The organism is Sporosarcina sp. FSL W7-1349 (genome assembly GCF_038003045.1).
Classification (GTDB): domain Bacteria; phylum Bacillota; class Bacilli; order Bacillales_A; family Planococcaceae; genus Sporosarcina.
In genome coordinates this window covers 1,939,497-1,959,827 of sequence record NZ_JBBOOK010000001.1, presented here as the reverse complement: position 1 = coordinate 1,959,827, position 20,331 = coordinate 1,939,497, and the positions used below count along the sequence as shown (strand labels likewise).

Below are 20,331 nucleotides of genomic sequence, written 5' to 3'. Positions count from 1 at the left end.
TACTGGAAGAAATATTTGACGAAGGAAGTTTTTCAATGAAAATTGGGATTGTCGGAAATTATGGAAATGATAATAACGGGGATGAGGCGATCCTGCTCAGCATCATCAAGCAGGTGACGTCCACTTTCGATATAGGTCGGAGCGATTTGACGGTGTTCAGCAATAATCCGAAACAGACGGCGACACGCTACGGTGTGACAAGCTTTCCGCTTTATTATAAAAACGGAAATGCCGTCAAGACGTTCGGGAAGACGTTTTCAGCAAACCGGAAAATCGTCAAGACACTCGATTTGCTCATCATCGGGGGCGGCGGTATCCTTATGGACTTATATGGAAGGGAAGCGCCGTTATTCGGATCGTATGCGATGATGGCAAAAAACAGTGGGGTACCCTACGTCGTCTATGGCTGTGGAGCCGGTCCGCTTAACACCGGGCTTGGGAAATGGTTCATCCGCTATATGTGCAAGCACGCCGACAGCGTGTCCGTCCGGGATCCAGAATCAAAGGAATTGCTGCAGTCGATCGGCGTGAAGCAGTCCATTCAGGTGATCGGCGACCCGGCATTCTCATTGCGAGAGGGCACACGGGAACCTTCCGCGGTGCCGGTGAGTATTGGGGTGACGGCAGTTCCGTATTACCATGCCGGTTATTGGCCGGAGGAAGACGTTTCGCGATATGACGACTACGTGGAAGGGATGGCGCGGAATCTCGACCGCTTGGCAGAGCAGCATGATGTAAAAATCAATTTCTTCGCTACAAAATATCCGCAGGACGCGGACGTGACAAAGGATATTCAAGCGAAGATGACATACGCGGATCGCACGTCGATCATCGACGAGAATCTGTTGCCGGAACGGATTTTGGACGTCACGGCACAGCAAGACATCGTCATCGGGACACGCCTGCACTCCTTGATCTTGGCCACATGCACAGAAACGCCCGTCATGGCGATTTCCTATCATCATAAAGTAAATGATTTCATGAAGCTGGCAGAATTGGAGCAATTCGCATTCCCCATTTCCGAAATTAATCAAAACCATGATTTATTTTTGGAAGCCTTTACTGAAATGGAAGGGGACTGGACAGGAACCTCCGAGCGAACGAAGGAGCTATCCGTCCTCCTCTACGAGGATGCAATGAAGGGAACCGAGCAATTCCGAAGCGCTGTGAAGAAATGATCAAAACCTGGGGGCAGCATGCGTGCTGCTTCCGGGTTTTTCAATTTGAAGGGATGAATCAAAGGAATTGCAACGTGGTGATAGTAATTGACGAGTGATTGCAGAAAATGGGGAAACAACCGCACTCCTAAAACCGTTGTCGTGCTCATAACTTCGTGTTTCGCGCTCATAACTCCAGGTCAAGCGCCGATAAATCCGTTTCCCGCGCTTATAACTATGCTTCCACGCCCATAAGTCTGTAGTTCGCGCTGATAACTTTAGCTTCCCCGCTCATAGTCTATTGTCCGCGCCGAAAATTCGCGTTAAGTGCTGATAACTTCCTGTGCCTGCTGAAAACTCGCGTCAAGTGCTGATACCTTCGTTTAGCCAGACCTGCATTTGATTTTGGCTGAAATGTGGGCTGCCCGGAAAGGCTCGCGCGTCGACGAGCCGCTGGATTTCGCTGTCCTGCAACAGTTTCAGAAACCCCTCCTCCGAGTGTGTGGAATGGCCGATTGTGATAAGTTCCAAAGTGTATCACTCCTCCTTCTATCCATTCCCTTCCTAATTAATGCCGAATCCGCCCTTAAAAACCAAGCGTCATCCGCAGTTCGCCCATATACTTTTGACTGACAGGCAGTTCTGTTCCATCCTTCAGTTGGACAATGAAATTAGAGGAGAAGTCCCTCGTAATCTTTCCTATATAAGAAATATTGACGATATAGGAACGGTGGATGCGCAGAAAGTTTTTCGGAAGCCGTATCTGCAATTCTTTTAACGTCCGGCTTGTGCTGTATTGCTCTTCTTCGGCATAGAACCATGTTTTCTTCTGCATGCTTTCAATGTGTGTGACTTGTTCGATGGCAATCGGGCACCATTCATCCTCCTGTTTCCCCGTTAAATATTGGTATGTCTCCAAGACTTGATAATTGGGCGGTAGGATAATGATCAAGGCGCCTGGGGTTCCTTGGACGTCGATCGGGTAACTGATGCCATAATAGGGGACGCCGAACCATGTATCATTCATCAAATCTTCTACTTTAACGCCTTTTTGAATCGTGCGGTCCGCCAAACTGCCGGGCTGAACCGCTTGCCCCTCTTTCAAAAGGATGTCGTGAAGGCCGGCAGCATAGTAGATATACCGGTCGCCCGCCGCAATGGCAAGGGACGCATCCTTTGGAATCCAGTCTTTCAACAGTCCGGTGTATTGATGCAAAATCTCTTTTTTCATCTCAAACTCCCCTTTTTAACATTTCTACTAATCTGAAAAAATACTTATTCATCAGGCTCATTCCCATTTCATCCTGAATTTTCCCTCATTCATCAAAATGTTGTGACTTTTAAAACATACTGTTATATATTACTGTATAACAACTTCAACTGTTGTGAAACAGTCCAAAAGAATTATTTTAATTCTAAATGAAGTCAACTATTTTGGAAGGCGGGATTGGAATGTCAACAAGACAAGAACAAATTGCACAACTGGAGAAAAGCTGGGCGGAAGATAGCAGATGGAAAGGGATTAAACGGAGCTACACAGCTGAAGATGTTGTGAAACTACGCGGATCTTTGCAAATTAGACATACATTGGCTGAAAAAGGTGCGGCTCGCCTGTGGAAATCTCTTCACGAAGAAGATTTCATCAATGCACTTGGCGCACTGACAGGGAACCAGGCCGTTCAACAAGTCAAAGCAGGACTTCAAGCCATCTATCTAAGTGGGTGGCAAGTGGCGGCAGATGCGAACCTCGCAGGCCATATGTATCCTGACCAAAGCTTATATCCGGCAAACTCGGTGCCGGCTGTTGTAAAACGCATCAACCAAGCGCTTCAGCGTGCTGACCAGATCGATCACGCGGAAGGCCGCGAAGACGAGTTCGACTGGTTCGCTCCAATCGTAGCCGACATGGAAGCCGGTTTCGGTGGACCATTGAACGTTTTCGAATTGATGAAGGGCATGATCGAAGCGGGTGCTGCAGGGGTTCACTTGGAAGACCAACTCGCTTCCGAGAAGAAATGCGGTCACTTGGGCGGAAAAGTTCTTCTACCTACGCAAAACGCAATCCGCAACTTGACAGCTGCTCGTCTAGCTGCTGACGTTCTGGGTGTTGACACGATTATCATCGCTCGTACGGATGCTGATGCTGCCGACATGGTAACAAGCGACATCGATCCGGCTGACAAAGAATTCATCACAGGAGAGCGCACGCCGGAAGGTTTCTTCAAAACGAACCCAGGCATCAAGCAAGCAATTGCTCGTGGACTCGCTTACGCAGAATATGCTGATCTTGTATGGTGTGAAACATCCCACCCATCACTAGAAGAAGCGAAAGAATTCGCGGATGCTATCCATGCGAAGTTCCCAGGAAAAATGTTGGCTTATAACTGCTCGCCTTCATTCAACTGGAAAGCGAACTTGGATGATGAAACAATCGAGAAATACCAAGTTGAGCTTGGCAAAATGGGTTACAAGTTCCAATTCGTTACACTTGCAGGTTTCCACACATTGAACCACAGCATGTTCGAATTGGCTCATGGCTATAAAACTCGCGGAATGGGTGCATACTCCGAGCTTCAACAAGCGGAATTCGACAACGAAGCAAAAGGATACACTGCAACACGTCACCAGCGTGAAGTGGGTACAGGATACTTCGACGAAGTGGCACAAGTCATTTCCGAAGGGAAGTCTTCGACAACAGCAATGGCAGGTTCTACTGAAACAGCGCAATTCGTTTGATTTGGAAACAAGGGGAATCTGTGAGGAAACCTTCACCAGCTAGACAAAGTGCAGGGGTCATAAAATAAAAAAATTGGAGGAGATCGTTATGCACACAATGAAACCTGAGAAAGAATACTCGAAAAAGATTTGCCGGGAGTGCGGATGCGTAATTGTAGAGCAGGTCGAATCCTATCTATATGAATGTGAACGTTGCATCGGCACGACTGAGCAGTGAGAGGGAAACGGCTTTATTCTCCAAGGAGAGTAGGCCGTTTTTCTTTATTGTCGAACAGGGAAGGGATTCGACTTCCTTCTATTGAAATAGATACCACACTGAATTAAAGGGGGATGGAAGATGCGTAACGAAGAAATGCTCCTCATACCAGGACCGACACCGGTCGTGGATTCGATCTACGATGCGATAGCCAGCGAAACAAGAGGACACACCGATCCGCGATTTGTCGCCATTTATAAAAATGCGATTGAAAAGACAAGGAAGATGTTGAAGACAGACGGCGAGGTGTTCGTCATCTCCGGTTCCGGTACGATTGCGATGGAAATGGCACTTGTCAATACGGTGGCAGCTGGGGAGAAAATATTGATTGTCAGCCAAGGGTATTTTGGCGACCGGTTCATTACACTCGGAAAAGCGTTCGGCATCGAAGTCGATGTCATCCAGTCGGAATGGGGCCGGCAAGTCGATCCCGATGAAGTCGACCGGAAACTGGCGGCGGGCGGGTATAAAGCCGTCACCTTGACGCATGCCGATACATCGACCGGCGCGGCCGCAGACTTGGATGCCCTTGTTCCGATTATCAAAAAGCACGGGGCGTTAGTCATCTTGGATGGTGTTTGCGCGACTGCCGCGATGGACGAAGATATGAGTAAAACATACGGAAGTCCCGAAGCGAAAATCGACGTCGTGCTGACCGGTTCACAAAAAGCGATCGGAGTACCCCCGGGTCTCGCCATCGTGGCGTTCAATCAAACCGCTTTGGCAGCTCGGGAGAAAATCGAACGAGTGCCGGCATACTACTGTGATATTTACAATTGGTTGCCAATCATGCACGATCCGTCAAAATATTTTGCGACGCCTCCGGTGAACCTGATTTACGCGTATGATGAAGGGATGCGTCTCGTCTTGGAAGAAGGGATGGAAAAGCGGATCATCCGCCATACCGCCTTTGGAAAAGCGGTACGAGCTGCACTATCTGAATACGGCATGGCCGCGTTGGCCAATGAAGAAGCGGCTGCTTCAACACTGAGCTGCATCCTGTATCCAGAAGGGGTAGACGACGCAGCCTTCCGGGCAGCCCTCGCGAAAAAAGGGGTCATCGTCGCCGGAGCGCTCGCCCATCTAGGCGGCAAAGCATTCCGCATCGGCCATATGGGCAACACGACTGAAGCCATGCTTGGACAAGCTATCGAGAAAATCGGAGAAACCTTGAAGGAACTTGGAGTCGAAGCGAATATTGATAAAGCTGTTGCGCGATTTAAGGAAGAAGTATCTGTCGTCGTTTAAGTAAAAAATCAACCGCCCAACTGCTGGCGTGCAACGGGCGGTTGTATTTTTTAGGATCAACGTAAAAATTTAATGAATTAAGGATGCCCTTAAATTAGTAACTCCGCTTTCCAAATATCCCTTTAGGCAAGTTAATGTATAGACCCAACCTTCTTTTTGTCCCATCATTTTCGCCATAATCTCGGGGTCATCTTCTTTAAGTCCTGATTCATTTACTTCAATAATTGTACTTGTTTCATCCTCTTGTAATGTAATGGCAACAACCGTTTCTTCACCATGTTCTTCTCCCCAAGAAAATACTATTTTCTTATTTTCCTCGATTTCGAGCACATTAATAACCCCTTCTGCATTGTACTCGTCATATTTTAGTGTAATCCTTTTCCCTTTTTCCCATCGTTCAGAGCTTGATGAAAACCAAAAATTCCCTATCGTTGTAGGAGATACGAAAGCTTCAAAGACCTCATTTGAAGGCTTGTTAATTTTTAATGTAGTAATAACTTGAGTACTCATAATGTATCGCCATCCTTTTAGTTACTAAATTCATTGCTCAGCACGCTTTCGTATTACCTCCATTTGCATCTCCCAGCCCTTATCATTTTCTTTATGAAATTTAATTTGGTCTTCCTCGGATAGTGCAAGGGTTGAAAAGCCACTTTCAATTACTTGGAGTATAGTTCCTCCATTCATTGGAGTTAATTTGAATTCCACCAGCGTAGAGTTACCTTCTTTTGGTTCCTCTCCAGGAAATGGACTTGCCCATCGACATGCAAGGTAGTTTAGCGGTTCCGATTGTTCGATTAAAACTGGAAATTTGCCGTACTTTGTATCGGCCATAACACGTAATCCATCCATCTGTATTTTATCTGGACCGGGTACATCTCCCACCCACCAGGCTGGTTGGCTAATTAACTCCCAGATAGTTTGAATGGATGCGTTAATGAAAAATTCTTTTTCGATTCGATCATGATCCATTTTTGTTCCTACCTTTTTTAGTACATAGTATCCCTTATGCAGCTACTATTTATCCGCCCAGATCGCGCAATCCGCTAAGGAAGACGTCCGCCGTAGCGCCTGTCGGCTTTTGCAACAACGGCATAAGCGGGTGTTATGGAAGTAACAGCGTAGGGGCTGTGATATACGAAAACTGCCCATAACTTGTGTCAAGCGATCATAACTCCGTACACGCCACATACTTTGTCGCGAATGTTCCCAGCGAGAGACCGGGGGAGAGGGGCAGCTACCATAATAAAAAACCGGAAAGAATGGCATCCATTCTTTCCGGTTCTCTGAATCACTCAGCAGAATAATATTGGACGAGTCCTTGATAGATAGATTCTGCGAAGATTTCAATATATTCATCGCTCGCTAGTTTGTTGAAATCTTGTGAATTAGAAATGAAGCCAAGCTCCACTAAAACTGCAGCGACGTTGTTGTTTCGGATGACGTAGAAGCGTTGGTCTTTCACACCGCGGTCATTCATGTTGGCCCGTTTCACGATATTGTTTTTAATCGCGGTGGCGAGCAATTTACTTTCGGCCGAGTTTTCATTGACGGAGGAGTCGAAGTAGACTTCCGTTCCTTTGGCCGAACTCGATCCTGCCGAGTTGACATGGATGGAGACGAAGGCTTCGGCATAATGCTTTTTCGCGAATTCTGTCCGCTGTTCTAGGGACAGGAATGTGTCAGTAGAACGTGTCATCAACACTTTGGCTCCCGCTTTTTTAAGTTTGCTTTCGACCAATTTCGCGACTTTTAGGTTGACGGCCTTTTCGGTTAATCCGCTTTTGGATGCGCCCGGGTCATGTGCTCCGTGACCCGCGTCAATGACGATGATGCGATCTTTCAGCGGATTGCCGGATGTGTTGATCAGTTTTAAATAAGATTTGTGGACATAAGCCGTTTCGGAATTGAACTTGATTTTCGCCCAGTATCCATCAATGGAAATGACTTCAACCTTTTGGCCACGGTTCAGTTTTCCTACCGCTTTTGCTGTACCGCTGGCAGCTGCCCGGACGTTCAGATTATTCACGGTCGCTTTACCGACCAGGTTGCCAGTGACTGCAGGCGGCTCGGGTTTCACCGGCTCCGCTGGCTCAGTTGGCTTCGGATCTTCTGCCACATCGTTGTCTTCCGGTGCAGTCGGAGGCTTAGTCGTGCCTAGTTCAATGGTGTATCTTCCATTAATGTACCCTTCGCCTTGTTCGAGAAGGACGAGCAGCCAGTCGCCGGATTGCCCAACCACTTCTACGACCGCTCCATCTTGAAGGCTGCCTAGAATGGCTCCATTAACGGAAGGCTGGTTCCGAACATTCAACGTGTCGCCTTTCGTATCCACTTTGACAAAATAAGTTCTGGAGGTTTGCTCGGGCTGTTTAACGGGTAATTTATACTTATCATTGAGTCCACGAGCGACAAACAGGGCAAATTGCTTCCGTGTCAAGTACTGATTCGGCAAGAATTTCCCAGCGTCCCCTTGTGTGACACCGCCGTAATACAGACCGTTAATGCGTTCTGCATATGGATGACTGGCCATATCGGTCAACACCATCGGATGATCAAGTGTGATCGGTTGGTTCAAATTAAAGGCGATAGCCAAGGCATAGCCCATTTCGTCGCGTTTCAATTTTTCATTCGGTTTGAAACGGTTGTCCGAACCGACTTTGAAATAACCGAGTGAGACGGCGCGGCTTGCATACTCATACTGTTCCGTACCTGGCTTTAAATCTTTGAATTGGATGGCCGGAGTCGGGATGTTTTGCTTTTTCGAAGCGATGACCAGCATTTTGGCGGCTTGCGCGCGTGTCAGGTTATCGCTTGGGTTGAACTTCGCAACCTTATTGATAATGCCGAGATCTGCTATGTAGTGGACCTCTTCAAAAGCTTCATCTTTGGCATTGATGTCCGAAAACTTGAATTGTGCGGATGATTGGCCCGGGACGATGGATAACAGAGTGAAGAGCATCAGGGACACTGCTGCCCACTTAAAAATTCTCATTTTGTCCTCCCTTGTTTCTTCTAGGTTTCTACTAGAGTTCTAGGTTCAGTTTACCAATAATATCGTTCTATTTCTATAATAACATGTGACCATTTTGCATTCTTTTGTAGAATGAAAGAGAATGGTGCTACTCTTGCATTCCGTAGACTTCCGAACTTCTATCGACTGGGGTGTAGAATTAAAAAAACCGGATGCCCGTGGTAATCGGAACATCCAGTTTGGGGTCATTGTGCTTCAATTTTTTTCATGAACTTTTGAAGTTGTGCAGCCGTTACATTATCATTCAGGCCGTAATTGCCATCGCCATAACCTGAAGTGACATTGTTGTGGGCGAGAGTATTGATATATTCCGTTGCCCAGTGATCGCTTGGCACATCTTTGAAGTTGGCATTAGATGTACCTTCCATGTCGAATGTTTCGACAAGAACTTTTGCCATTTGTGCTCGAGTCAAGAGACCGTCCGGATTGAATTCCCCGTTATTGCCCGAAAAAATACCAGCTTCCGCCACAGCTCTGATTGCATCGGCTTGTGGGTGATCAGCTGGAACATCTGAGAATACAGCTTGTCCGTCCGGAATCGGTAATCCGACTTCTTTGACAATCGTTTCAGCAATTTCAGCACGAGTTGCATATTTTACTTTTTTCACTGTATCGGCAGCCGCAACCGCTTTTTCCGGAGTGAGGTCCGTCACTCGGCGAGCTCCGATATAGCGTTTGCCCCAATAGTATGGATCGTTAATAGATGAAATCATGACCCCTTTACTAGTGGAAGCGTGGATGAAGTTGTTCGCTCCGATATAGATTCCGGCGTGTGATACACCGCGGCCGCTCGTATTGAAGAATACGAGATCACCAGTTTGCAGAGCGCTTTTCGCAACAGTTTTTCCCATATTATACTGTTGCCCAGTAGTGCGAGGCAGCGATTTGCCTTCTTTTTTGAATACATATTGGATAAACCCTGAGCAGTCGAAACCGGAAGTGGTTGTCCCTCCATAAGAATAAGGCACGCCTATATAAGATTTCGCAGTACTTACGAGCGAAGTCGTAGAATTTGCGGAAGCCATGGATGGTAGTGACGATGAGATGATCAAACTTGCCAAGACAAAAAACAACAATCGTTTCATACGGTTCTCAAATTCCCCTTTCGCACATATACTTGCGATGTGCTTTATCTGAGAACATATTAGCATAGCAATACGGTCAACTCGGTTACAGTTACATTACAAAACTATTACAAGGAACTATGCTAGAATTGAGAATACTATAATCTTGCCATCGACAGGGACTGAAAGCCTTGTAGATGGCGTTTTTTGGGGAGGAAAAGAGTCTAACGGGTTGGAGAAGATTGTCGAAGGATGGTCATTTATGAAAATACGAAGTTACTAGATATTACCGGAAAAGCGTTCTGTTCGGAAGTATGTTAAAATGGTGCAATGTGTAGAATGCCAATTCGTTGGCAGCTCAAAAAAGATGGGATGAATGAATTATGCAGAAAATCGTGGTATTCAGCAATATGTACCCGTCGTCCGACCATCCGACGTACGGAATTTTTGTCAAAAACCAGGTCAATCTGCTGAAATCAGCGGGGCTCGATGTCGATGTCATTGCCATTGAGGAGCCAGGAAAAGGGAAATTTCGGACATTGCAAAAATATGCGGGCTGGTTTTTCCGTTCGCTTGCCTATTTGATGAAACAGAAAAAGAAGCTGGCATTAACGCATGCCCATTATGCCTTTCCGACGGGGCTCCTTTCATTGATCGGGAAGAAGTGGCTGGGCTTGCCCTATGTCGTTACGGTGCATGGCGGGGATATCGATAAGATGGCCGCGAAAAGTGCGCGCATCGCAAAGTTGACGAAATCGATCCTGCAACAAGCCCATGCGGTCATCGTCGTCGGGGAGAAGTTGAAAGCAGATGTGATGGAACGATTCGGCGTTCCGGAAAGTCGGGTCCACCTGATCAGCATGGGTGTCGATACAGACGTGTTCAAGCCAATTCCGAAACTTGAGGCGAAGGAGACGCTTGGATTTCCGAAGGACAAGCGCATTATCCTGTTCGTCGGCAATGTCATCAAGGCGAAAGGGTTAGTAGAGCTTACCGAGGCGTTCGGGGATATCAAACCGGACTTTCCGGATATCGTGCTGTTCATCGCCGGTTCTCAGAAAGATGAAAACTTTACAGCCGAGTTACGGCAATTCATTGAAACTCAATCGATTAAAGATGTCCAGTTCAAGGGCCCGCTGAGCCAGTCTGTTCTGGCAAGGTGGATGGCCGCCGCCGATGTGCTCGCGTTGCCGTCGCATCATGAAGGGTTCGGCCTGGTCGCACTGGAAGCGATGGCAGCTGGAACGACAGTAGTCGGAACGGACGTCGGAGGCCTTTCTTATCTATTGGCAAATCAAGCAGGGATCCTCGTGCAACCCAAGCAGCCGGACTCCTTAGCGGATGGCTTGCGGAAGGCTTTGGACCATAATTCGGCACATATCGATGAAAACAAGATGCAAGAAACCGTCGAACTGCATTCATATGACAGGATCTTACATAATTTATTGTCGATTTATGAAGCTGTCGGGAAGGATGGGACCCGTGAATAAATTCATGAAAATCATCGGGGCCGTCGCGGTCATCAATATTGTGGCGCGGCTCTTCGGCTTTCTTCGTGAAGTGGCTATCGCGGATGAATATGGAACAACAGATCCCGCGAACGCTATTATCACGGCGTATACCATCCCCAATTTCATCTATTTAGTAGTGGGAGGGGCTCTGACAACGGCCTTCATCTCTGTCTATCATTCGTCTAAATCCGATAAAGGGGAATACGTCCGGAAGGCTTTCGGAACAGTTCTCCTTGCAGCCGTTGGAATTACAGTCGTTTTACTTTTGTTGACAGACCCGGTGCTGAATACATTTTTTAAAGATTTGAATGAAGAGGAATTCACGTTGACGCGGGAATTGTATCTTTGGATGATGCCTTCCACCATCGTCCTCGTGCTATCGACGTGGATGAGTGGATTATTCAACATCAACGGCAAGTTTAATCTGTCGAGCATGGCCATCCTCCTCTACAATGCCGCTTTTGTCGGCATTGCCGTCGCCCTGACGAGTACGTTTGGCGTTCAAGCTTATGGAATCGGTGCGCTAGTCTCCGCATTGCTCATGGGGATCTTCCTCTACGCGGGACTGCGGAAAGCGCAATTCTATTCATTGAAACCATCATTCGAAATGTCGGACGACATCAAGCGACTATGGGTCATCGCTTTGCCAATCCTATTCGGCGGCGCCTCGCTGCAATTTTACAATGTCATATACCGGATAGCGGCAACGACGCTCGAGGGAGGGGCCGTCTCTGTCGTCAACTACGCCTCCAAGCTGAGCGCGTTCCCACAAGCGATCATGATGACCGCCGTGACAACGGTCGTCTATCCGCTCCTCAGCAAGAAGGAAGGGGAGGGGGATGACAAAACGGTTAGGGCTCTCTATAAAAAGGGGCTGCTCTACATGGTTGCGCTGTTCGTACCTGCAACCTTGATCGCTTATTTTTTCGCCGAGCCAATTATTTCGCTCGTCTACGGCCGCGGGGAATTCGGCTACAAGGAAATCATGGCGACAACTCCAGTGTTCCAGGCTTTCAACTGGTCTATGTTCTTCCTGGCCGCTACGACGTATGTCACCCGGTTTTATTATGCGAAAGGCAACTCGATGACCCCCGTCATCTTTAGCCTGATCAGCGTGTTCGGCATCAACCTCACCGTCATCTATCTGATGATCGACTCGCATGGTGCAACGGCCATCGCCTACGGCACTGTCATCAGCGCCGCCATCAATTTCCTTATGCTGGCTGCATACGCGAGATGGAAATGGAAACTATGATTTCTGGGGGACCCCATTCTTTGGCACTTGTGCCGGAGGACGGGGTTTTATTTTGATTGAAATGAACTTTGAAACCATATCATTGGACTTCAGGGTGTTTTCTTCTGATTTCGAAATAATCTTCTTCAACCCCTCCATGTTTTTCGGTTCGAAACGTTTTCCAGTCCGAAACGATTATTCCGAGCCTCCCAATGAAATAGCCCAATTTCGAAACATATTTCCCCAACTTCAAAACATTATCGCTCAACCTCCCAACGTTTTCGCCACCTCTCAATGTTTTGGATGAACCTCGAAACATTTAAGTCCGACTTCCCGATGTTTCCAGGGAACCTCTCAACATTTACCGCCCACCTTAAAATGTTCTCCTCCAACCTCGAAACGTTCTACAGTTCGAAGCATATATCTCGAACCTCCCAACGATGTCCGCCAACTTCAAAACATATTTCTTCAACTTCAAAACGTTTCCTACAAACCTATCAACGCTTCAACCGCCTCTCAACATTATCCCCGAACCTCGAAACGTTCGCCTTCGATTTCTAAACGTTTCCAAAGAACAGCACAACATTCCTCTCCAAATTCGAAACGCTACCACCCAACCTCAAAACGTTCTTCTCCAACCCCCCCACCCCCTCCCAAAGTGATAATCCCCCACCGCCTTTCATATGAATGAGATAAGTACTTACAATTTGGAATAGGTGGGGCTGCCGATGCAGATGAAGAATGTTTCGGGAATGGAGGCATTCAAGAAGAAGACGCCGACTTCTTACGCAATATCCCAGAGGGCGAGGCAAGTGATGCCGGGGGGCGTGACGGCGAATATTAAGTTTTTCGAACCGTATCCCATTGTGATGAAATCCGGGGCGGGCGCGTATTTGACGGATGTTGATGGCAATGAATACATCGATTATCTGTTGTCCTATGGTGCCTCGATGACGGGGCATGGGCATCCGAAAATCACTGAAGCGATTGAGGCCCAATTGGCGCGGGACGGCACGTATTTATTCGGAACACCGCATGAATTGGAACTAACGATGGGAGAGAAGATTCAGCAGCTCTACCCAAGCATGGAAAAGGTGCGCTACACGAATTCCGGGACGGAAGCGACGTTACTCGCCACCCGGATGGCTCATGCGTATACAGGTAAGCCGAAGATTGCCAAGTTTGAGGGGCATTATCATGGGGGTTATGATCAGATGTTGCTCAGTGTCAATCCACCCATAGATCTTGCCGGGCCCCTAAGCAATCCGACCGCCGTACCGGAATCGAAGGGCATTCATCCGTACCACGCCGAACATACCGTCGTTCTGCCTTTTAATCAATGGGACGAAACGAAGGAGATCTTGACCAACCGCCAAGGCGAGATTGCAGCTGTCATCATGGAGCCGATTCAAAGCGGTTTCATTCCTGCGGAGCAGTCGTTTGTCGAGAATCTCCGCAAGTTGACTGCCGAGTTAGGGATGCTACTCATTTTCGACGAGGTGAAAACCGGTTTCCGCATAGGGCTAGGAGGAGCCCAGGAACTGTATGGTATCCGGCCGGATCTGACGACGCTTGGCAAAGTGGTTGGAGGCGGCTTTCCGATCGGCATGGTCGGCGGAAAGAAAGAAATCATGGAAATCAGCGCTCCGTCCGCGGCATCGGATGTATTCGACAGTAGCCAAAGCAAGAAATCCCGCGCCCAGGATGTCCTTTTCCATAGTGGGACATACAATGGGCATCCGACGATTCTGGCGGCGGGCCTTGCGACAATCGAGTTGCTGGAACAGGAGATGGCATCCGTTTTACGGAACACGGAACGTCTGAAAAGAGGGATCACGGATTTATTTGCCGCCAAAGGGGTGGGAGCTTTGCCGGTCGGGAAGGGATCCATTTTCAACCTCGTCGTCACGGAACAAAATAGCATTCGAAATTACCGCGATTTGCAAGCAGCGGCCAATTTCAAAGTACGAAAAGAAGTCGACTATCATTTATTGGCGCACGGCATTTACACGAAACCGCTAAACCGCTACAGCATGGCGACCGTCCACGGGGACAAGGAAATCGACCGGACTTTGGAGGCGTATGATACGGTGCTGACGACATTATTCGGCTGATTTAAGAGTACTTCATCCATTACAAAAAGGGGGTTCGGGACATGAAAAAGATTGGAAGTATCATGATGGTGTTGGCCGCAATGATTCTCATCTTGTCGGCATGCGGCGGAGGCGGCAAGAAGAATATTGCAATCGGTCCGGCTGCGAGTGAGACGAATAATGTTTCCAAGATTATTCTGGAAGCGTATGGGCTGGATGACGGCGATTACAAGGCATACCAGGAAGGCTTTGGAGATGCGGCAGACGGAGTGCAGGATGGAAATATCGACATCTCCATCGGTATTCTCGGTCTTCCAGCTGCAAGTATTGAGAGTCTGCAAGCATCGACCGGTGATGTAAAAATGCTTGGACTGTCGGACGAGGCCATTGCGCATATCGAGGAAAATTCGGAGTATAAGCGGTTGACGATTCCGAAAGGGACTTATGATTTCCAGACAGAAGATATCGAAACAGTGACCGCTTATGCGATTCTTATGGGCAATGTGGACACGATTGATGAAGAGCTCGGCTATGAGCTGGCGAAAAGCATGGTTGAAAACGCGAGTGAAAATACACATGCCCAGGCGGTGCAGATGACGCTTGAAAATGCGCTGCGCGGGGCGGAAGGATTGCCGATCCATCCGGGCGCTAAACGTTATTATGAAGAGCAAGGTCTGACGGTGGACAATGAAGTTGCAACGTTGACCGCAGACGCGAGCAACCGGAAATCGGAGTTCATCCTTGGAACGGGGAGCCAGGGAGGGACATATTACCCGCTAGGCGGTGAAATGGCCAATCTTTGGAATAAATATATTGACGGTGTCAATGTGACGAATACCGAAACGGGGGCGTCCGTGGAAAACTTGGTGACAATCCGTGACGGCAAGATGGACCTTGGCATGACCGTCCATGTACCGGCACTGCAGGCGTTAAGAGGAGAAGGGGACTTCAAGGACAGTAAAGTGGAAAACGCCGCATTTATCGGCCATATTTATCCAGAAGTTGTCCAAATCGTCACGAGAGAAAAGACGAAGATTAAGAGCCTAGATAGTTTGAAATAAACCAAAGGAGCCCGTCTGGGAGGGAGGTAGCCGATTGGGAAAGAAAGAACAGATAGACGCACAACAGATTCTTGAAAAATATGATAAAGAAAACCAGTTTCGCCTGCAGATCGGGAAATGGGCATGGGTTGTCACCTTCCTTGGTGTCGCCCTAACCCTTTTTCATCTATATACCGGGTATTTCGGAACTCTCCCTTCCCAGAAACAGGGCGCCGCCCATCTGGGAACAGCGCTCGGCATCATTTTTCTGTTGTACCCTGCAAAAAAAGCATGGATGCGGACGCAAAAAACAGTTCCGTGGTATGATGTTGCGCTGGCGTTCACAGCGATGTATGTGACCTACCATAAGATCATCTTTTTTGATTCGATCTTGCAGAGCCGGATTTCGGGTTACAGTCCATTGGATGTCCTCATTTCCATCATTGGAATCGCACTTGTCTTGGAAGCGACAAGACGGACGGTCGGATTGCCGATTGTTATGGTGGCAAGTGTGGCTATCCTCTATACGCTATTCGGGAAATATATTCCAACCCAAATCTTGTCGCATCCTGGATTTTCACTCGATCGGATTACGACGAATCTTTGGTTCCGGGAGAGCGGTGTCTTCGGCACTCCAATTCAGATCTCGGCAAAATTCATTTACCTTTTTCTCTTTTTTGGCGTCATTCTTGTCCATACGCCGATTGGGAAGTTTTTCAACGATCTCGCTTTTGCCTTGACGGGCCGTTATACGGGCGGTACGGCAAAAGCAGCGGTTGTGGCAAGTGCATTGCAAGGGACAGTATCGGGAAGTTCAGTCGGAAACACGGTAGCCTCCGGTTCCTTCACGATTCCGATGATGAAGAGGGCAGGGTTCACCCCGGAATTTGCGGGCGCGACGGAAGCTTCCGCATCAACGGGCGGGCAAATCATGCCTCCGATGATGGGGGCGGCCGCGTTTATCATGATGGAATATCTCGGCGTGTCGTATGCCGTCATCATGTTGGCCGCCGTTGTTCCTGCCATCTTGTACTTCACCGGCATTTTCATCGGGACCCATTTCGAAGCGAAACGGCTTAAAATTTTCGGTTTGCCGAAATCGGAGTTGCCTGTGTTGAAAACATTGATAATCCGAAATGGGTATATGCTCATTCCGCTGTTTGTTATCATCGGGACGATCATGTACGGTTTCACACCGCAACGGGCGGCGTTGTATGGGATTCTTTCGGCTTTTCTTGTGACGCTCGTCCGGAAGGAATCCAGAATGTCATTGCGAGATATTGTCAATATGCTTGAGCAGGGCGCCCGGGTCGCATTGCCCGTCATTTCAGCTGTCGCAACTGCGGGAATCATCGCGGGGGTCGTGAGTATTACGGGACTCGGCGCGAAATTCGCTTCGGGTATTATCGCACTGTCGGGCGGGTTCCTTATCTTGGCGCTGTTCTTTACGATGGTGGCATGCATTGTCCTTGGAATGGGGCTTCCGACAACGGCGAATTATGTCGTCACCGCTACCATTGCCGCACCAGTATTGATCAATGAATTTGGCATCGCCCCATTGGCTGCGCATATGTTCGTCTTCTATTTCGGCATCGTGGCGGATATTACGCCGCCCGTCTGTCTCGCAGCCTATGCGGGTGCAGGCATCGCGAAAGCGAATCCGTTCAAGACCGGCGTGACCGCCGTGAAACTGGCGATTGCCGCCTTCATTGTCCCATATATCTTCATCTACAATCCGATACTAGTGTTGGTGGATGTCACAGCGTTGAAATTGCTCTTGGCGATTACGACAGCCTTAGTCGGAATGATCGGAGTCAGCAGTGCGGTCATCGGCTTTTTCATCCGCACTTCGAGGGTTTGGGAACGCATCGTACTCTTTGGAGCGGGGCTGCTGTTGATTATCCCGGAAATCCAGTCGAGTTTGATCGGATTGGCGATCATCATCCTCGTTTGGTTCATTCAAAAAAAGCGGCCGCCCGAAGAAGGTCCTCGAAAAGCCGCGGTAGTGTAATGAAAAGCAGTCTTGTCTCCAGTAGAGATGAGGCTGCTTTTCTGTTCATAGATAGGCGGAAAGGCTTGATTTGCAAGCAAATGAACGGCTGGTGCAAGCAATCGTCGCCCAAATGATCAGGTTAGTGCAACGAAATTGGAGTGAAGCGCCCGAGTACAAGCGGATCAGTATATAAGCAAGTTTTTCGTCTGGTATTAATTTATTGTTAAATCAATATCCATGTTACGGTTGTTCTAAAAACTTTAAATAAATATTTTAAAAAACATTTTGACAATTATAAAAGTATGTGATAAGTTTTTAGTGAAACGATTCACTGAAACGTTTCACTCGTATATTTCACTGTTTTAGGAATAATTTAGGGGTGATTGAATCGGCTACCTTAAAGGATGTGGCAAAGGAAGCGGGAGTAGGAGTAACAACGGTTTCCCGGTTTTTAAATAATGATGCCACTTTGAAAATCTCAAGTTCTACCAAAGAAAAAATAGAGTTGGCAGTGGAAAAACTGAATTATAGGCCGAATGCTTTGGCAAGATCATTAAAGTCGGGAAAAACATTTACTTTCGGCCTCGTAATACCTGATTTTAATAATCCTGTGTATAGCAAAATTATTACTGGAGTTGAGCAGGCTTTAATTGAACAAGGATATGATCTTTTGGTCACTAGTGATAAGCGTGCCGAAAAGAAAAGATCCTACTTAAATTTAGTTTCTGAAGGAAAGGTTGATGGGCTGTTAATCGCTTCAAGTAAGTTGAACGATGAAGAAATTGAGAAGTTAAACGGAACTAATATTCCATATGTGTTCATAAATCGTTTAGGCAAAGGTGCAAAAAACTATGTAATTGCTAATGATGAAATGGGTGCGTATAAGGCAGTTTCTTATCTCTTAGATAATAATCATGAACAAATTATCCATCTCACCGGTGATATTGATACGGATACAAGTACGAGGAGACTACAAGGTTATAAGAAAGCTTTGGTCGATCGACAACTTCAGGTAAATGACAAATTGATTATCCAGACAGAGTACACGGAAAAAAGCGGATATGAGGAAATGGCAGCGGTTTTACAAAAAGGGGAGTTGGATTTTACAGCTGTCTTTGCTGCAAATGTAAGAGTCGCCTTCGGTGCAATGGCAGCTCTTCGGGATTTTGATTTACGTGTTCCAGAGGATGTCTCGATCATTGGTTTTCATGATATTACGCTTTGTACAATTACAGCTCCCCCTCTCACAACTATTAAAATCCCATTGTATGAAATGGGTATGAAGGCGGGAAACGTTCTTATCGATCTTATTCAGAATCATTCAGAAGAACATAAAATTGTGGTTGAAGAATCTGATTTGATTATTAGAAACAGTGTAAAAAAATTAGAAAAATAGGAGGAAAAGATGCAAGCACATATGATAGATTCTGCTCTTTATAGAGATTTATACGGAAATGAAAAAATGCGTTACATATTCTCAGATGTAAATATGTTAGAAAAATGGATTGATGTAGAAAAAGCGCTGGCTCAGGCGGAATCAGAATTAGGTGTCATTCCTACAAAAGCGTATGAGGAGATAAGCAAAAATAGTTTAGTAGATAAATTTAATGTTGATGAGATTCGGAAGGGAATTGAAAGTACAGCACATCCTTTAATTACTTTCATTAGACAATTTGAGGAGAACTGTTCTGAAGCTTGGGGCGAGTATATCCATTATGGTGCTACCACGCAGGATATCATTGACACTGGATTAATTCTACAACTTAAAGAAGGTTATAAAGTTATATATGAGCAGGTCGAGTCCATGATTGCTAGTCTTGAAAAAGCGACTATTCAATACAGACATACGATTATGCCAGGAAGGACACATGGCCAGCATGCTCTTCCCATTACATTAGGATTTAAGATTGCAACTTGGCTTTCTGAGATGCACAGACACCGAGTACGATTGGAAGAAATAGAAGATCGTGTTTTTGTAGGTCAATTAGGAGGGGCGGCTGGCACTTTAGCTTCTTTACAAGAAAATGCACTAGACGTTCAACAGCGTACACTTGAAATTCTAAGTTTAAAAATACCTGATATTACATGGCATACTTCCCGGGATAATTTAACGGAGTTAGCTTCTGTTTATGCCATGATAGCGGGGACCATTGGAAAGATTGCCAATGAAATTATTAATTTACAGCGAACTGAAATCGCCGAAATCGAGGAAGGATTTGAAAATGGGAAAGTCGGCAGCAGTACTATGCCGCATAAAAGGAACCCGATGATTTGCGAGTATGTGGTGGGTCTTTCCAGATTAGTGCGTATGCAGTTGCCTTTAATTTATGATTCCTTAGTGCAAGAACACGAACGAGATATGGGGCTTTGGCTAGTTGAGCTAGAGGTTATGCCCGAGATGTCCACTTATTTAAGCAGAATGCTGGAACAAATGGAGCAAGTGCTGCTAAACATGAATGTCAATGAAGAAAAAATGCGGTCCAATGTAGATATTACCGGTGGATTGATTTTAAGTGAACAACTCATGTTCTATATCTCTGGGGCTTTAGGCAAGCAGACTGCTCATGAAGTTGTGTATGAAGCGAGTATGAAGGCATATGAGAAAAACATCCCATTAATTGATGCAATTTGCCAAGATGAGCGGGTCACAACACATTATGGTCGAGAGGAAGTAGAAGGTTTCCTTAAGCCAGAAAACTATCTAGGCCTCTGTTCCGTTTTTATTGACCAAGTTTTAAATGGAAAGAAGGGCGGATGACTATGCCATATTTGACAATGAAACTGATGGAAGGCCGTTCGATAGAGACGAAGGAAAAGTTAGTGTATAACATGACAAAAGCAATAACAGAGAGTTTGGAAATTGATTCAAGTGATGTCAGGATCGAACTGATTGAATTAAAAAAAGGTCTTTTTGCAAAAGAGGGAAAATTAGTTCGGGATATTGACTAAGGAGAAAGGCGGGAGG

18 protein-coding genes are annotated in these 20,331 nt (G+C 46.8%); 12 read left to right on the top strand and 6 right to left on the bottom strand.

Translation table 11 applies throughout. From position 1 onward, the window contains the following. The first annotated feature begins 35 nt into the window (after positions 1-35). A complete protein-coding gene (locus tag MKY41_RS09690; protein ID WP_340744810.1) occupies positions 36-1,178 on the top strand; it encodes a polysaccharide pyruvyl transferase family protein in 1,143 nt (380 codons plus the stop codon). Positions 1,179-1,520: 342 nt separating this feature from the next. Here the strand turns inward: MKY41_RS09690 and MKY41_RS09685 are convergent, their stop codons facing one another. Together MKY41_RS09685 and MKY41_RS09680 are read right to left on the bottom strand one after the other, a co-directional pair. Further along, on the bottom strand, positions 1,521-1,688 hold the full coding sequence (locus tag MKY41_RS09685; protein ID WP_340744809.1) for a hypothetical protein: 168 nt from the start codon (positions 1,686-1,688) through the stop codon (positions 1,521-1,523). A 55-nt stretch (positions 1,689-1,743) separates the two neighbouring features. Beyond that, complete coding sequence (locus MKY41_RS09680; RefSeq protein WP_340744808.1) at positions 1,744-2,388, bottom strand: LytTR family DNA-binding domain-containing protein; 645 nt, start codon at positions 2,386-2,388, stop codon at positions 1,744-1,746. Between the two features lie 221 nt (positions 2,389-2,609). On the opposite strand from MKY41_RS09680, the gene aceA reads away from it, so the two are divergent. From aceA to MKY41_RS09665, 3 genes are all read left to right on the top strand, one after another. Further along, a complete protein-coding gene (gene aceA, locus MKY41_RS09675; RefSeq protein WP_041076508.1) occupies positions 2,610-3,893 on the top strand; it encodes an isocitrate lyase in 1,284 nt (427 codons plus the stop codon). Between the two features lie 88 nt (positions 3,894-3,981). Next, positions 3,982-4,110: a protein YhfH gene (gene yhfH, locus MKY41_RS09670; protein ID WP_144399668.1), complete on the top strand. Its 129-nt coding sequence runs from the start codon at positions 3,982-3,984 to the stop codon at positions 4,108-4,110. 120 nt (positions 4,111-4,230) lie between these two features. Continuing rightward, on the top strand, positions 4,231-5,397 hold the full coding sequence (locus MKY41_RS09665) for a pyridoxal-phosphate-dependent aminotransferase family protein (protein ID WP_340744807.1): 1,167 nt from the start codon (positions 4,231-4,233) through the stop codon (positions 5,395-5,397). Between the two features lie 69 nt (positions 5,398-5,466). Here the strand turns inward: MKY41_RS09665 and MKY41_RS09660 are convergent, their stop codons facing one another. The 4 genes from MKY41_RS09660 to MKY41_RS09645 form a co-directional block, all read right to left on the bottom strand. Beyond that, positions 5,467-5,907, bottom strand: coding sequence for an SRPBCC family protein (locus MKY41_RS09660; protein WP_340744806.1), 441 nt, complete (start codon positions 5,905-5,907; stop codon positions 5,467-5,469). 30 nt (positions 5,908-5,937) lie between these two features. Further along, positions 5,938-6,369: a hypothetical protein gene (locus tag MKY41_RS09655; protein ID WP_340744805.1), complete on the bottom strand. Its 432-nt coding sequence runs from the start codon at positions 6,367-6,369 to the stop codon at positions 5,938-5,940. A 319-nt stretch (positions 6,370-6,688) separates the two neighbouring features. Next, on the bottom strand, positions 6,689-8,392 hold the full coding sequence (locus tag MKY41_RS09650; RefSeq protein ID WP_340744804.1) for an N-acetylmuramoyl-L-alanine amidase: 1,704 nt from the start codon (positions 8,390-8,392) through the stop codon (positions 6,689-6,691). A 224-nt stretch (positions 8,393-8,616) separates the two neighbouring features. Then, positions 8,617-9,516 (bottom strand): C40 family peptidase, encoded by a 900-nt coding sequence (locus MKY41_RS09645; RefSeq protein ID WP_340744803.1) that lies wholly within the window; start codon positions 9,514-9,516, stop codon positions 8,617-8,619. 362 nt (positions 9,517-9,878) lie between these two features. Here MKY41_RS09645 and MKY41_RS09640 point away from each other — a divergent pair, with 362 nt between their 5' ends. From MKY41_RS09640 to MKY41_RS09605, 8 genes are all read left to right on the top strand, one after another. Further along, the gene (locus tag MKY41_RS09640) at positions 9,879-10,985 is read left to right on the top strand and encodes a glycosyltransferase family 4 protein (RefSeq protein WP_340744802.1); all 1,107 of its coding nucleotides are present in this window, start codon (positions 9,879-9,881) and stop codon (positions 10,983-10,985) included. Continuing rightward, on the top strand, positions 10,978-12,261 hold the full coding sequence (murJ, locus tag MKY41_RS09635) for a murein biosynthesis integral membrane protein MurJ (protein WP_340744801.1): 1,284 nt from the start codon (positions 10,978-10,980) through the stop codon (positions 12,259-12,261). Before MKY41_RS09640 ends, murJ begins: the two co-directional genes overlap by 8 nt. Positions 12,262-12,968: 707 nt before the next feature. After that, the gene (locus MKY41_RS09630; RefSeq protein WP_340744800.1) at positions 12,969-14,354 is read left to right on the top strand and encodes an aspartate aminotransferase family protein; all 1,386 of its coding nucleotides are present in this window, start codon (positions 12,969-12,971) and stop codon (positions 14,352-14,354) included. Positions 14,355-14,395: 41 nt separating this feature from the next. Continuing rightward, entirely contained in the window at positions 14,396-15,394 is a 999-nt protein-coding gene (locus tag MKY41_RS09625) for a TAXI family TRAP transporter solute-binding subunit (protein WP_340744799.1), read from the top strand. A 34-nt stretch (positions 15,395-15,428) separates the two neighbouring features. After that, positions 15,429-17,384, top strand: coding sequence for a TRAP transporter permease (locus MKY41_RS09620; protein WP_340744798.1), 1,956 nt, complete (start codon positions 15,429-15,431; stop codon positions 17,382-17,384). A gap of 361 nt (positions 17,385-17,745) precedes the next feature. Further along, a complete protein-coding gene (locus tag MKY41_RS09615; protein ID WP_340744797.1) occupies positions 17,746-18,762 on the top strand; it encodes a LacI family DNA-binding transcriptional regulator in 1,017 nt (338 codons plus the stop codon). Between the two features lie 9 nt (positions 18,763-18,771). Beyond that, positions 18,772-20,124 (top strand): adenylosuccinate lyase, encoded by a 1,353-nt coding sequence (gene purB, locus MKY41_RS09610; RefSeq protein WP_340744796.1) that lies wholly within the window; start codon positions 18,772-18,774, stop codon positions 20,122-20,124. Positions 20,125-20,126: 2 nt separating this feature from the next. After that, positions 20,127-20,315 carry a tautomerase family protein gene (locus tag MKY41_RS09605; RefSeq protein ID WP_340744795.1) on the top strand — a complete coding sequence of 63 codons (189 nt, stop codon included), beginning with the start codon at positions 20,127-20,129 and terminating at the stop codon, positions 20,313-20,315. The last annotated feature ends 16 nt before the right edge of the window (positions 20,316-20,331 follow it).

Bases quoted from the DNA above. Each gene is read 5' to 3' on its own strand.
- MKY41_RS09690 (WP_340744810.1), top strand. From the start codon at position 36: ATGAAAATTGGGATTGTCGGAAATTATGGAAATGATAATAACGGGGAT.
- MKY41_RS09680 (WP_340744808.1), bottom strand. From the start codon at position 2,388: ATGAAAAAAGAGATTTTGCATCAATACACCGGACTGTTGAAAGACTGG.
- aceA (WP_041076508.1), top strand. From the start codon at position 2,610: ATGTCAACAAGACAAGAACAAATTGCACAACTGGAGAAAAGCTGGGCG.
- yhfH (WP_144399668.1), top strand. From the start codon at position 3,982: ATGCACACAATGAAACCTGAGAAAGAATACTCGAAAAAGATTTGCCGG.
- MKY41_RS09665 (WP_340744807.1), top strand. From the start codon at position 4,231: ATGCGTAACGAAGAAATGCTCCTCATACCAGGACCGACACCGGTCGTG.
- MKY41_RS09660 (WP_340744806.1), bottom strand. From the start codon at position 5,907: ATGAGTACTCAAGTTATTACTACATTAAAAATTAACAAGCCTTCAAAT.
- MKY41_RS09655 (WP_340744805.1), bottom strand. From the start codon at position 6,369: ATGGATCATGATCGAATCGAAAAAGAATTTTTCATTAACGCATCCATT.
- MKY41_RS09650 (WP_340744804.1), bottom strand. From the start codon at position 8,392: ATGAGAATTTTTAAGTGGGCAGCAGTGTCCCTGATGCTCTTCACTCTG.
- MKY41_RS09645 (WP_340744803.1), bottom strand. From the start codon at position 9,516: ATGAAACGATTGTTGTTTTTTGTCTTGGCAAGTTTGATCATCTCATCG.
- MKY41_RS09640 (WP_340744802.1), top strand. From the start codon at position 9,879: ATGCAGAAAATCGTGGTATTCAGCAATATGTACCCGTCGTCCGACCAT.
- MKY41_RS09630 (WP_340744800.1), top strand. From the start codon at position 12,969: ATGCAGATGAAGAATGTTTCGGGAATGGAGGCATTCAAGAAGAAGACG.
- MKY41_RS09625 (WP_340744799.1), top strand. From the start codon at position 14,396: ATGAAAAAGATTGGAAGTATCATGATGGTGTTGGCCGCAATGATTCTC.
- purB (WP_340744796.1), top strand. From the start codon at position 18,772: ATGCAAGCACATATGATAGATTCTGCTCTTTATAGAGATTTATACGGA.
- MKY41_RS09605 (WP_340744795.1), top strand. From the start codon at position 20,127: ATGCCATATTTGACAATGAAACTGATGGAAGGCCGTTCGATAGAGACG.